The sequence below is a fragment of the Parerythrobacter lutipelagi genome (assembly GCF_005434975.1).
GTDB lineage: Bacteria > Pseudomonadota > Alphaproteobacteria > Sphingomonadales > Sphingomonadaceae > Parerythrobacter_A > Parerythrobacter_A lutipelagi.
Window position 1 is genome coordinate 251,404 of sequence record NZ_SKCJ01000001.1, and the last position, 12,910, is coordinate 264,313.

A 12,910-nucleotide genomic window follows, 5' to 3' on the forward strand; every position below is an offset into this window, starting at 1 on the left:
CGGAGACCGCAGCGCGTGATAATTTCCTTCGCCGCCACATTGTTTCTCGCCGTTCTTGGTATGGTACCGGGTTGGCTTTTGATGGGGCGCAAAACTGGCAAGCCCGGTCAGATGGCCGGTGCTCTTGCCGCGTCGCTCGTAGTGACAATGCTGGTCACGGCATTGCTCGGGATAGGCTGGCAATTTGCGACCGGAATGCAGGCAAGCGTACTGCTGTATATTCCTATAGCTTTGGCTGGCATTGCGGTGGCGTGGCGGGTCACGGCCAAGCGAGCACCATCCATGCAGAGCGCCCCAATGGAATGGCATGGCCTGGCGCTCGGCGCGATCTTTCTCGCATACGGGCTCGGGGTGCAGGCGCTTGCGGTGCGCGAGACGGCTGAAGGCGCCCTCTTGGTCCACGGCTGGTACAATGCCGACTGGTTCAAGCATCTTGGCCATGTGAACGCGCTGAGCAGCTTCGGGCTGCCCGCGCGTGACATGTTTCACCAGGCCGAACCGCTGTATTACTATTGGCTTTCCTATGTGCTTCCGGGCGCGGGAACCGCAATCGGCAACGATGCATGGGCCGCGTTGAACGCCACCAATTCGCTCTTCACCCTGCTGTTTGGCTGCGTGTTTTACGGAGTGATCCGGCTGAGCGGCGCGCGTCCCGCCTTGTCGCTTGGCATTGGACTGCTCGCGCTGTTTATCAGCGCGCCGATTTCCTTTGTGCAGGAAATGATATTCGGCATCGGACTGGAAGGCATCCTGGCGCTGGACCAGGCGCCGAAGGGCCCGGCGATGCTTACCATGTCGCAATACATTCCGCAGCATATGCTCGTGTTGACACTGCTGCTCGGGTGGATCCTGCTCGACCGTGACGATGCGCGGGCACCGCGAAGTTTGGTAATGGTCGCACTGGCTGCGCTTGCTTCTGCCATGACCATTTCAGTGCTGCTCGGGGCGATGGTTCTGGGTGTCTATGGTTTCCTGCAATTGATGCGACATCGCTTTGCCGCACTCCCGGAGACAGCCATCTTGGCTGTGCTCTCTATTGCGCTGGTCTTGGCCTTCCAAGTGATCCAGATCGGCAATCCGGCATCGGCTATCGAGAGCCCCTTGCTGACCAACGAAGTCGTGACGGCGCCTTGGTTTATCCGTGGAATCAACGCGGTCGTCATCATTCTGTCCAACGTGGGGGTACCCACGCTGGTGACGATATTCATGTTGCTGCGCTGGAAGCCGACTGAGCAACCGGAAGTGTTGGCCAAGCAGATCGTCGCGGTGCTGCTGCTCGTAACAATCCTGGCGACGTTCGTGACGGAAGCTGCGCTGACATCTCGCCTCGCGCTCGAAACGCGGATCCGGGCGACCAACCTCCCTGCAATAGCCAATGCAATCGCAGGCGCGTGGCTGGTGCTAACGCTGTGGCAGCGCGATCGCAGGACGCAGCTCATGACTGTCGCCGTAGTCGCACTGCTTGTCGCGCTGGCACTGCCAAGTGCCATCATTCGCACCTGGTGGCACGGGCGCATTGGCGACAACTTCACCACGACCGTACCGCGGGATGACCGGTTGCTGTTGGCTTACATGGCCCGTGAAACCGATCGGCAAGCGATCGTGTTCCAATATCCTGAGCCGCCAATCCTCGCGCCGGAGCGCGGGGATGACAGCTGGTCGGCGATACTGGGCGGGCGCGCGGTCACCGGATCATTGCGCGCGACCGATTACCCGCTTGCCGCCCCGCGTATCGCCATCGCTGAAGAGTTCTTTGCGGGCGGCAATGTGGCAATTCCTGAAGAGGCCAGCCTCGTCTATCTGTCTCGCGCCCTGCATTCCGCAAGCTACGACGCATTGCTCGAAAAAATGCGCCTTGCCAAAAACTGGCGCGAAGCCGCCTGCTACACTGATGCCTGCCTGTTCGAGCGCGTCCGCAAGGAATAGCCATACGCCGCCAAACCGCAAATCGCATCACCCGCCGTCGTCACGAGCCGGGTGAGGATCGCAAACAGAGCGATCACGCCGGCTTGTTCATAAGGCGCGCACAGAACCAGCAGCACGGATTCGCGTATGCCGATGCCCCCCGGCGCGACCGGGACAAGAAAACCGGCGATCCACGCCAGCATGAACATTGCTGCGATAGCCGCCGGTTGCTCTAGCCCGATCGCATGAGCCGCGAGCACATAGGCGATTGTACCAAAGCCGCCGAAGAACATGATCTGCCAGCCGATGGCTTGGAGAAAGACTGTCTTCGCCTGCCTGGCAAGCAGAGCCCCGGCAAGCACGAACAGCGCAACTCCGGCGAGCCCGCCTGACAAAACCAGCATCGCCGCCACACCAAGCGCGGCAGGAATATGAATCGCCGCTTCGGCCAGACTCGCTCGCGCCATTCCGCCATGGCCCCAGCCAAGCTGTGCGCCGAGGACCTGCCGTGAGGCATATTGGAAAACCGAGCCGGGAATGTATTTGGCGAGAACACCCGGACCGTAGGTCTCCAGAACCGTGCTCCAGGGAAGATCGGTTGTGCCGCTGGCGCATCCGGCCCAGGCTCGCGCCAGCAGAACCAGCAGCGCGCCATAAGCGACCGCCGACAACGCACTGACAAGCCAGGCTGCAATGGAAAGTCTTTCAATCACTCCACTCAGATCAAGCCTTGCTATTGCAACACCAAGATAGACCAGCGCAACGCCGAGCGCGGCATAGCCGCCCCAGCGCACGGCCTGAACGAACCAGGCCTGTTTGTAGAAAGGCCGGGTAGCGCTCTCAGCCATTGTGCCGGAGCAGACTCGTATGATCAGGATAGGGAACACAGAAAGAGCGACCATGGTGGTGGTCCTCGGTCAGACCGCAGCCTTCGATCCCGCCCCGATAGCGCGCGCGGCCGGAATCATCGAACAGGATCCTGCCGTGCGGTGCCAGCCGTGACGTTGCCTTTTCAAGGCAGCGAACACGTTGCCGGCCATCAACAACGATCAGATCGAACTGTCCGTCGAACTCGTCAATCGCGTTTACATAAGCATCGGCATTATCGCCATCGATAGCACGATGCAGCAAAGCGACATTGTGGTGGTCCTTCGTCTGGGCTTGGAATTTGCCGAGCCAATCCGAATCATGCTCGACCGAAATGACATCGCCCGTGCGCCGCGCCAGCCAGACTGTGCTGGCCCCAGCGCCCCATTCGAACACCCTCGCGCCCGGACGCGACTTGAGGAATGATTCGGCTTCGCGCGTCGCTTCGACATTCCACCATGGCAAATCGAGCTTCACCATCCGTTCGGTGTCGTAAATGGCGAGCAGCGAGGCCGCCCAGCGGCGCCATCCGTAAGGCGAACTTTCACGCGCTGTATCTCCAAAACGCGCCAGCGGGCCGAAGCCTGCCAGTCCATGCATGGTGTTCACATATCTGCCTTTGAGTGCGTGCATCGAAAACCTCCGTTACTTTGCCGCTAGCAACAAAGAATTAACCAAAAGATACCAAAGAGAGAGCGCTATCGAGGGTGATCGAGAGCGGGATCGGCGAACTTGAAAACCGCCGTTGATGCTTAGGAAAAAAATAAGCTTTCCGTTCTATTCACCATTCTTCGCAAGTCCTCCTTCGCCATGTGGCATAGATGGACAGCAACGAGATTGAGTCACTTGGGGGCGGTAATGAGCGCATTCGGACGGAAAAACGGACCCGGCGGTATGAAACCCGGCGCGCGTCCGCAGTTCGGAGTTGCACGTCCGATGCAGGGCGGCAGCGGCAAATCGCCGAACGACGCGCCACCTCCGGGCGGCGAACAATTCCCGCCGCTCCCTGGCGAAGACGACGCAGCTGCGCTCGACGGCGGCGGCAAACCCAACAAGAATGACGCGATGACGCGTCTCACCGATCGTGCCAATCAGGTGCATTCAGGCGAGGCGGACATCGGCGGCTTCGAAGCCAGCGTCCACAAGATCAAGGAACAGGTGCTCCCTCGCCTGCTCGAACGGGTCGACCCGGAAGCGGCGGCCACGCTGTCCAAGGAAGAGCTGTCGGAAGAATTCCGCCCGATCATCATGGAAGTGCTGGCCGAGCTGAAGGTGACACTGAACCGGCGCGAACAGTTCGCGCTGGAAAAAGTCCTGATCGACGAGCTGCTCGGCTTTGGTCCGCTGGAAGAGCTGCTCAACGATCCCGACATTTCAGACATCATGGTCAACGGCCCCGACCAGACCTACATCGAGAAAAGCGGCAAGCTGGTCATCGCACCAATCCGCTTCCGCGACGAACAACATTTGTTTCAGATTGCCCAGCGTATCGTGAATCAGGTCGGTCGCCGGGTCGACCAGACCACGCCGCTGGCCGACGCGCGTCTCAAGGACGGAAGCCGTGTGAACGTCATCGTTCCGCCGCTCTCGCTTCGCGGCACCGCGATATCGATTCGTAAATTCTCCGAGAAGCCGATTACGCTCGATATGCTCAAGGACTTTGGTTCGATGAGCGACAAGATGTGTACCGCCCTGAAGATCGCCGGTGCTTGCCGGATGAATGTTGTCATTTCTGGCGGTACGGGTTCGGGTAAAACGACGATGCTCAACGCCTTGTCGAAAATGATCGACCCGGGCGAGCGCGTGCTCACGATTGAGGATGCGGCCGAACTTCGCTTGCAACAGCCGCACTGGCTGCCGCTTGAAACGCGCCCGCCAAACCTTGAAGGCCAGGGTGCCATTACCATCGGCGACCTCGTGAAGAACGCCCTGCGTATGCGTCCTGACCGCATCATCCTCGGCGAGATTCGCGGCGCTGAATGTTTCGATCTTCTCGCCGCGATGAACACCGGCCACGATGGCTCGATGTGTACACTGCACGCCAACTCGGCGCGCGAGTGCCTCGGCCGTATGGAAAACATGATCCTGATGGGTGACATCAAGATCCCGAAAGAAGCGATTTCACGTCAGATCGCTGAATCAGTCGATCTCATCGTACAGGTCAAGCGTCTCCGCGACGGTTCACGCCGAACGACCGGAATCACGGAAGTGATCGGCATGGAAGGTGACGTGATCGTGACACAGGAACTGTTCAAGTTCGAGTATCTCGACGAAACCGAGGATGGCAAAATTCTCGGCGAATTCCGCTCGAGCGGCCTGCGCCCCTATACGCTGGAGAAAGCACGCCAGTTCGGCTTCGACCAAGCGTATCTGGAAGCCTGCCTCTAAGGTCTAACGCCTAACCGGCTGCAATTCCTTTTACGGCCAGGGCAATCAGCCCTGCGCCCAGAATCATGCAGACGAATGAAATCGCGAACCACGGCACCCAGCCAACGTTGTCGATCGACGCGCGCTTGAGCCTCCGTCTTTCCAGATAGCTTGTCACAATCGCAGCGACGATCAGGGCGAGGCCGTAAAGGCCGACCATTTCCGCTTCGCTGGCAAAGGTGATGAAGGTCTCAAGTGGCACATCGATGATCTGGGGCGCCGCACTTCGGTGCGCAAGTCCTGTCCGGTCTTAGGGGAACCGAAACACATCCCCAGGTGTTGCATCTTCAGAATTCGTCAAAAAGGAACAGAGATATGATCAAGAAAGTTCTCATCACCTTCGGCCTCGTTTCGATCACTCTGAGCGCCGCCGCATGCAACACCGTCCGCGGTGTGAGCGACGATCTTGAATCCGCCGCCAACGCGGTCGACGACGAAACCTGATCTGAATTGAACCCTGCAAGGGTCGCAAGCGCCCGCCGGAGCGATCCGGCGGGCGTTTTCTCATCTGCGCCGATAAATCAGCGCAAGATTGTTTGCCGGCATTTCATATCGCGCGGTTCGCACTAAATCTGTGCCGCTCGACAGTTCGTCCAGATCCTCTACGCGGCGCAAGCCCCACTCCGGATTGCGCTCGCGAAGCGACAGGTCGAATGCTACATTGGTCTCGGCCATTGCAACCCCGGTTTCGGCATAGGGCCCGTAGAGCAACAAGGGCGCACCAGCGGCCAGCGACTTGCTCGCTCCGGAAAACAACCCCTCCGTCGCCGCCCATGGGCTGATGTGGACCATATTGATGCAGACGATCGCATCGACCAATTCAATCGGCCATTCGCCGCTTGCCGCATCGAGCAGGACAGCCGGCCGCAGGTTTTCCGCACCGCTTTCGATCCGCCATGCCTCGATAGATGCAAGCGACTCCGCTTCCCTATCGCTCGGCTGCCAATCGAGATTGGCGAACTGCCGTGCAAAATGAATTGCGTGCTCGCCCGATCCGCTGGCAATCTCTAGGACGAGGCCATCTTCCGGCAATTCCTTCGCCATGACCTCAGCAATAGGCCCGCTGTTGCGGACAGTTGCCGGTGCGTGCCGCTTCAGCTTGGCCTCCCCAGCTTACGCGCCCGGCGTTCACGGACGATCAGCCACACGAGCAGCCCGAGAGGCCCTGCGAGGAAAGTCGCCAGCAAGACCGGTGCCTGGACAATTCGATTAAACTGCTTCGCATCGGCATCCCTGGCGATCCAAAGCCCGACGAACAGGTCAAACGCGAGGTAGTGCGTCCACCCCACTGTGACACCTCCGTCGCTCAGGAAAATTCCTCTGACGCCTTCGATGGTAGAGAAATTCGCTGCCGCGTCAGCCGGTCCAACCGGATCCAGCCACCCTGCAACTATCGAGAAGAGGAACACTGCGTAGACGAGACAAAGAAGGCCAACCCCGCAGTAGAGAATGAATGCAAGCAATGTCGGCCAGCGCGGCAGGAAAGTCAGACCAATCCAGCATACTATGGCGATGACGTTGACAGCTCCGAAGATTGCATCCCACATCAACTGTCCCCCGATCGCGCTTCCAGTCTCGGAAATTCGCCCGCCGCCAGCTTCATTGCGTCATGCTCATGGCGGAATTTGCCCGCTGCCTTGCGATGAGCCAGCGCCAATGCAGCGCGCGCTACGTCGATTGCAGCGATCGAACGCATCGAGCGGAAGCTGCCATGCATCAACAGATCCGTCAGCGGACTGACAATCATGGCTGCTTTCTCCAGCGCTCGCGGATCATCTTCGCGCGCGCCTCGGAGCAAACCCGGGCGCAATAGATCAAGCCGCTTGAAGCCGAGCTTCATCAACGCCTGCTCGGCCTCTCCCTTCACTTGCGGGTAGAACATCTTCGCTTGCGGATTCGCATTGACCGAGCTCACCACAACGCATCGCTCCACGCCGTGATCGAACGCAGCTTGCGCTGTATCGACCACCAGATCGTAATCCACGGCTCGAAAAGCAGCCTTGTCGCCGCCCATCTTGACAATCGTAGTCCCAAGCGCGCTAATCAGGACCTGTGGCCGGAATTTTCCGATCACATCGCCCCAGCCTGCAGGATCGGCAACCATCACATCGACCGTTGCGCCCTTCGGCAGCTTCACTTCGCGCCGCGCGAGCGCAAGCAGCCGGAAATCTGCCCGCCCGACCGACTCCCCTATGATCGCTCGACCAATTAGGCCTGTCGCACCGACCAGCGCGATGCCTACCTGCTCAGACATTGCTCAATCCCTCGGGCCGTCGGCCATAGATGCGCGCGTATTGATCGATCGCGAAACGATCGGTCATGCCGGCGATGAAATCGGCGATATGGCGGCTGCGCGCCGGTTCACCTTCCGGCAGCGCCTCATGCCAGTCTTGATTCAGCAAACCTTCTTCCTGTTCATAAGCCGCATAGAGCCGCGCCACTACGTCGCGGGCGTTCTCCGCCGTCGCGAGCTGTTCAGGATGGTAATAGAGATTGTCATACATGAACCGTTTCAGGCTGCGTTCCTGCGCCGCCATGCCGGACGAGAAGCCAGAAAGATTCTTCCCTGCCCCTCGGATTTCCTCCAGCGCGACTATGCCTTCGATCTGCGACTGGGTGTGTTCTATGACGTCATTGACCATTATGCCGATCTGCCCGCGGATGAGTTCGCGCAGCTTGCGATCATGCGGCGCATCGGGGAAGCGGCGTTCGACCATGCGCCATTGATCCGCGACGAAATCGAGCGCGAGCAATTGTTCGAGCTCGAGGAAGCCCGCGCGTAAGCCGTCATCGATGTCGTGGTTGTCGTAGGCAATGTCGTCCGCCACCGCCGCTACCTGCGCCTCAAGGCTCGGCCAGCGGTCGAGTTCCAGGTCGAATTCGGCGTCCAGTTCTTCCAGCGCCCAATTATCGGCTGGCTTGGGGCCATTGTGCTTCGCCAGACCTTCCAGCAAATCCCAGGTGAGGTTCAGGCCCGGGTGACCGCAATAGGGGCTTTCCAGCCGCATGAGCGTGCGTAGAGTCTGTGCATTATGGTCGAAACCGCCATGCCGCAACGTCGCATGCGATAGCGCCTTCTCTCCGGCATGACCGAACGGCGGATGACCGATGTCGTGCGCGAGGCAAAGCGCTTCGGTCAGGTCTTCATCGAGGCCGAGTGCCCGCGCGATTACCCGGCCGATTTGCGCGACCTCTAGACTATGGGTCAGCCGGGTTCGGTAATGGTCACCATCAGGCGCGATGAAAACTTGGGTCTTCGAGCGAAGTCGGCGGAAAGCGATTGAGTGAATGATCCGATCACGGTCGCGCTGGAACTCGCTGCGCGGGCCGCGCGTCCCATCGCGATTTTCGGGGAACTCGCGGCCACGGCTTCTGGCTGGATCGGCGGCAAAGCTGGCTCGTTTCATCGCGTAGCGGCCTAGGGGAGCGTGCCGTTACCGACAACGGGAACAATCGGGCAACACGCCGTCAGTCTTAAAAGTCTTGCCCGAATATCCAGTCGGCAGCAGCACCGCAGTGGATGCGCGCAGAATCGTAGATCGGCAGCACATTGGCGTTGACGTCGACCACCATCTCAAGCTCGGTACAGGCCAGCACGATGGCTTTCGCCCCCGCCTGCTCTTTCTGTGTGATGATGGTTTTCAGCGCGCGCTCGGCATCGCGGGTCGCCTTGCCGACCATCAGCTGGTCGTAGATGAAGCGGTCGAGAATCTCGACATTGACCATGTCGGGCGGCAGCAAATCGACCCCGTGGCTCACCAACCTCTGCCGGTAGAAGCTTTCGGTCATCACGTTGCGGGTGCCGATCAATGCCGCGTTCGTCATGCCATCGCTAGCCATTTTCCGGCCCACGCAGTCAGCGATGTGCAGCACCGGTATGTCAATCGCATCAACGATCTTGTCATACACGCGGTGCATGGAATTGGCCGCGATGATCAGACCTTCAGCACCTGCTGCTTCGAGACGCTGCGCAGAATCCACAAGGATCTGCGATGCCCGATCCCAGTCTTCATCGGAATGCAGGCCATAGAGTTCGCGGAAATCGAGACTCTCGATCAGCAAAGGGGCGCTGCTCATCGCATCGGTGCGCTTCTGAACCGCTCGGTTGATCGTTTCATAGTAAGTGCGGGTCGAGACCCAGCTCATACCTCCGATCATCCCCAGTTTGCGCACGCGTCATCTCCTTCTTGCCGGGCCATAGGTCCGGTCATTTGTCCAACCATGAACTGGTTTTGCCTGGCGTTAACAGGCTTCAACGTGTGAAGTCGGATTAGTTTCCATCGACCGGAGCAAATCCCCGTTCAGCAAGCCAGCTGCGCAAAGCGACAAGCGTCTCTTCAGGCGCTTCTTCCATCGGCAGATGGCCGATACCGGGCAATGCCACCAGCTCGCTGTCTGGCAAGTGCTCGTCCAGCCACTCACCGGCAGCCAGCGGTATAAGTGCGTCCTCCTCTCCCCATATCACCAAGGCCGGGATCGCTAGACTGTTGGCCTGTTCTGGCGTCAACGGGGTGTGATCCCGGCCAAAGCGGAAGATCGTGGCTTCGCGATTGCCCGGATAGCGCAGCAGTTCCCAGTATCGATCCACCGCTGCGGATGTCACGACATCCTTGTTGCTCACGCTTTGCGACAGGCTCTGTTCGACCAGGCTGCGCGGGGTGATATGCTTCATGATCCGGTTGACCACCGGTGTGCGGGCCAGCGTAAAGCCGATGTTGCCTCCCTCGTCATCATCGGCGCTCTGCATCCGCGGAGGGCCGGATGCATCGACCAGGATCATCGCCCGCACCCTGTCGGGATGGGCCATGGCGTAGTGCAGCGTATGCCCACCGCCCATCGAATTGCCGCCGAGGATGAAACTCTCGAGGCCCAGCGCGTCGGCGACGTCGTCAATCGTTTCGACATAGGTCTCGATGGTGTAGATACCGTCGGCGGTCGCGCCGGTCAGACCGTGCCCGGGCTGGTCGAAACGGATCACCCGGTAATCCGCCTTCAACCCCTCGACCCACGGCTGCCAGGTATGGAGATCCGCGTTCGAGCCATGCAGCAGGATGATCGCCGGCGCATCGCGTGGCCCCTCGTCGCGCAGATGCACTTCCAGGCCGCTGTCCAGCGTGACAAATTGCGACGGCTCACCGCCGTATTTCGCCCGCATCTGAGCCGGATCGGTATCGGGCGTACGGAAGATGAGGAACGCGACGACAAGGAGTGCAAGCAGCACGCCAAGGATGCGCAAGGTCCATTTCAGCATGATCAAGTCACTCCGTTCGTCGACTGCACAGGGCATGTGGAACAAGTGGAACACTGTCCAAAGGCAGATATTGTTCCGTCCGAACTATCGCCATCAAGTGACTGACATAATGCAGGAAAATCGAGAGAATTTCGCATAATTCAAGAACTCTAGCACTACGCGGTCAATGTAGGAAAGCTCCCGTCATCGTCACGCTGCCGGCTTCATCTCGGCAATCCACCGCTCCACCACATCAACTCCGTCCTGATCGACGGTTGCCTTGCCCAGCTCCGGCATCGCGACACCCGGTTCGGGGCTGGCCATGCGGTGCAGCAGGATCGACTGATCGGGCTTGCCCGGCACGATGTCGAACAGCAGATTGCCCGAACCCCTACCCGCCGCCACCGGACGCTTCATAATGCCGATTGCTTGCGCATCGCGCTGCTCCAGCCGCAGATCAAGGCCCGAGTTCGACGCGGTCGCGCCGGGCCGGTGACAATGCGCACAATTCACGTCGAGATAGGCACGCGCCATCTGAGACGCGGGCATGGTATCGCGCGATTCCCACAGCGGCATGGTGTCCATCCCGTCGTCCATCGTGTCGAGCTTGCCAGCGCCGACCATGTGCCCAAGCCAGTCCGCCGACAGATTCCGGCCCTTCGGTCCAATCGGCACCACTGCCCCGTTCAGCCCGTGACATTCCTTGCACTGGTTCTTGTTGGGTATCCGGTAGCTGATCGCCTCTCCGCGCGGAGTGGCGAGATCGATCCGCGCCCCGGCAACCGCCAACGCGGCGTCTGTCTGGTCATCATTCCAGCGGTATGGCAGCGCCAGCCAGCCATCGGAACGGTGCAGCAAAACACGGGTTTCAACCAGCCGCCGGTCTGCGCCTTCACCAAAAGCAAAGGTCTTGATCAGCGCCGCGCCAACCGGCAGGTCGAGCAAATCCTCCCCCATCGAGCGTGCCTGTGTCCCGGCCGGCAGATAGAGAAAGCGCAGCTTGTCCGCCCCGTCGGAATAGAGCGGCACATTCAAGCGATAGGGTGTGACATTGGCGGCCGGCACCTGCGCGGCAGGATCGGAAAAGAAGCCGAAGTCCGATAGCTTGCGCGGCAGCCTGGTTTCGCTGACCGCGACATCATCGACCATCACCGGCGCCCGCAAAGGCGCTGCCAGTGCGGCCGCGCCAAGGCTTGCCGCAGCGGCGACGAGGACCAGGGCGTTGCGCCAATTCACGGTTTCAGTCGCGCTGCCAATGCGGCAGGGGCACCGACTGAATCGTAATCGAACACGAACGATGGCTCCGCAACATTCAGCGGGGCTGGCTTAGCGGTTGCCAGGTCCTGGCCCGGTGTCGTCAGGTTGAGCGTCCAGCCCTGCACCCCGTCAACCACAGTCAGTCCGTTGCCGTCTTCGACCACCCCGTCCCACATGACCGGTGGCAAGGCACCGCCAAAAGCTGCGACCAACATCTCGCCACCATCGAGCTGCGGATCGTCTCCACCGCGCCCGAAGTGGTTTTCCCCGACCACGACATTGCGCGCATAGGGGTTGTAGGTCGCATCATCGAAGGGCTGCGTATAGGCGATGACCATCACATGCGCTGTCGGATTGTTCTCCAGCAGGTTGTGCTCGATCAGCACGCTGTCATTGGCCATCACAAGAATGCCCGTCCCGCGCCGCACGCCCGCTACGATATTGCCGGGAGGGGCGAAATTTGGCGTGTCGTTGTCGACCACCAGGTTCTGCCGCAGGATGACATTCCCGCCGCCCATAACCGGCAGGTTCGGCAGGTCGAACACCAGCAGCCCGCCAGTGTTGCGGGTGGCGATATTGTTCTCGACCAGCGCGTTGCGGCTGTTTTCGATTTCGATCCCCGCCACATTCGCTTCAACAATCGAATTGCGGACGGTGATATCCCTGCTTTGGCCGACATAGATCCCTGCGTCCGAAGCGCCGGATACCTTAGAGCCTGTCACCAGTACTCCGGTACTCTCGACCGGATAAATGCCATAGGCGCCGTTGTCCGGGTCCGGCCCGTTGGTCCAGGTCACGCGGATCCGGCTATAGACGATCATGTCCGCGCCTTTCGATTTCACTCCGTCACCCTTGGGGTTTTCCAGTGCAAAATCGCGCAGGGTGACATTGTCGCTTGTCACCAGCAGACCCTCGCCCGCGCCTTGCTGCGTGGTGAAGTCCAGCACGGTTTCATCCATGCCTGCACCGCGCAAAGTCACGCCATCAACATCTAGGCTGAGCCCGTCGGTCAACGCAAAGCGTCCAGCCCCAAGAACGATTTCGTCGCCCTCGCCCGCTAGGATCAGCGCTTCTTGCAGCCGTTCTTGCGCGCCTTCGCCCGCTTCCACCGTGATCGTTTCGGCCAATGCAGGTGTCGCAGCGAGCAAGGCCATCGCGCTTGCAACACAGGTCAGGTTCAGTCTCGTCATCCTATTCTCTCCCAATTCGCGCTACTGTGCGACA

Annotated in this window: 14 protein-coding genes; 3 read left to right on the forward strand and 11 right to left on the reverse strand. The window is 60.1% G+C overall.

What is annotated here, in order from left to right:
• Nucleotides 1-81 precede the first annotated feature (81 nt).
• Nucleotides 82-1,926, forward strand: a complete 1,845-nt coding sequence (locus tag E0502_RS01260) for a hypothetical protein (protein ID WP_137676174.1) — start codon at nt 82-84, stop codon at nt 1,924-1,926.
• Here the strand turns inward: E0502_RS01260 and E0502_RS01265 are convergent.
• Together E0502_RS01265 and E0502_RS01270 are read right to left on the reverse strand one after the other, a co-directional pair.
• The gene (locus tag E0502_RS01265; RefSeq protein WP_137676175.1) at nt 1,884-2,753 is read right to left on the reverse strand and encodes a hypothetical protein; all 870 of its coding nucleotides are present in this window, start codon (nt 2,751-2,753) and stop codon (nt 1,884-1,886) included. The two genes, E0502_RS01260 and E0502_RS01265, sit on opposite strands and share 43 nt — an antisense overlap.
• Entirely contained in the window at nt 2,746-3,405 is a 660-nt protein-coding gene (locus E0502_RS01270; RefSeq protein ID WP_137676176.1) for a class I SAM-dependent methyltransferase, read from the reverse strand. The genes E0502_RS01265 and E0502_RS01270 overlap by 8 nt, the downstream gene beginning before the upstream one ends.
• A gap of 225 nt (nt 3,406-3,630) precedes the next feature.
• Between E0502_RS01270 and E0502_RS01275 the strand changes: the two genes are divergently transcribed.
• The gene (locus E0502_RS01275) at nt 3,631-5,160 is read left to right on the forward strand and encodes a TadA family conjugal transfer-associated ATPase (protein WP_192895898.1); all 1,530 of its coding nucleotides are present in this window, start codon (nt 3,631-3,633) and stop codon (nt 5,158-5,160) included.
• A 10-nt stretch (nt 5,161-5,170) separates the two neighbouring features.
• Here E0502_RS01275 and E0502_RS01280 read toward each other — a convergent pair whose 3' ends face one another.
• The gene (locus E0502_RS01280; RefSeq protein ID WP_137676177.1) at nt 5,171-5,401 is read right to left on the reverse strand and encodes a hypothetical protein; all 231 of its coding nucleotides are present in this window, start codon (nt 5,399-5,401) and stop codon (nt 5,171-5,173) included.
• Between the two features lie 113 nt (nt 5,402-5,514).
• Between E0502_RS01280 and E0502_RS15375 the strand changes: the two genes are divergently transcribed.
• Nucleotides 5,515-5,643, forward strand: a complete 129-nt coding sequence (locus E0502_RS15375) for a hypothetical protein (protein ID WP_275668346.1) — start codon at nt 5,515-5,517, stop codon at nt 5,641-5,643.
• A 60-nt stretch (nt 5,644-5,703) separates the two neighbouring features.
• On the opposite strand, the gene E0502_RS01285 is transcribed toward E0502_RS15375, so the two are convergent.
• The 8 genes from E0502_RS01285 to E0502_RS01320 all read right to left on the reverse strand — a co-directional run bounded on the left by E0502_RS01285 (nt 5,704) and on the right by E0502_RS01320 (nt 12,876).
• A complete protein-coding gene (locus E0502_RS01285) occupies nt 5,704-6,297 on the reverse strand; it encodes a DUF938 domain-containing protein (RefSeq protein ID WP_137676178.1) in 594 nt (197 codons plus the stop codon).
• On the reverse strand, nt 6,294-6,746 hold the full coding sequence (locus E0502_RS01290) for an ABA4-like family protein (protein WP_137676179.1): 453 nt from the start codon (nt 6,744-6,746) through the stop codon (nt 6,294-6,296). The genes E0502_RS01285 and E0502_RS01290 overlap by 4 nt, the downstream gene beginning before the upstream one ends.
• Nucleotides 6,746-7,453 (reverse strand): NAD(P)H-binding protein, encoded by a 708-nt coding sequence (locus tag E0502_RS01295; RefSeq protein WP_137676180.1) that lies wholly within the window; start codon nt 7,451-7,453, stop codon nt 6,746-6,748. The genes E0502_RS01290 and E0502_RS01295 overlap by 1 nt, the downstream gene beginning before the upstream one ends.
• A complete protein-coding gene (locus E0502_RS01300; RefSeq protein WP_137676181.1) occupies nt 7,446-8,606 on the reverse strand; it encodes a deoxyguanosinetriphosphate triphosphohydrolase in 1,161 nt (386 codons plus the stop codon). The genes E0502_RS01295 and E0502_RS01300 overlap by 8 nt, the downstream gene beginning before the upstream one ends.
• Nucleotides 8,607-8,673: 67 nt before the next feature.
• Entirely contained in the window at nt 8,674-9,372 is a 699-nt protein-coding gene (locus tag E0502_RS01305) for an aspartate/glutamate racemase family protein (protein WP_137676182.1), read from the reverse strand.
• Between the two features lie 97 nt (nt 9,373-9,469).
• Nucleotides 9,470-10,450, reverse strand: coding sequence for an alpha/beta fold hydrolase (locus E0502_RS01310; protein ID WP_338047301.1), 981 nt, complete (start codon nt 10,448-10,450; stop codon nt 9,470-9,472).
• Nucleotides 10,451-10,639: 189 nt separating this feature from the next.
• On the reverse strand, nt 10,640-11,665 hold the full coding sequence (locus tag E0502_RS01315) for an SO2930 family diheme c-type cytochrome (protein ID WP_240048807.1): 1,026 nt from the start codon (nt 11,663-11,665) through the stop codon (nt 10,640-10,642).
• Nucleotides 11,662-12,876: a parallel beta-helix domain-containing protein gene (locus tag E0502_RS01320; RefSeq protein WP_240048808.1), complete on the reverse strand. Its 1,215-nt coding sequence runs from the start codon at nt 12,874-12,876 to the stop codon at nt 11,662-11,664. The genes E0502_RS01315 and E0502_RS01320 overlap by 4 nt, the downstream gene beginning before the upstream one ends.
• Between the last annotated feature and the right edge of the window lie 34 nt (nt 12,877-12,910).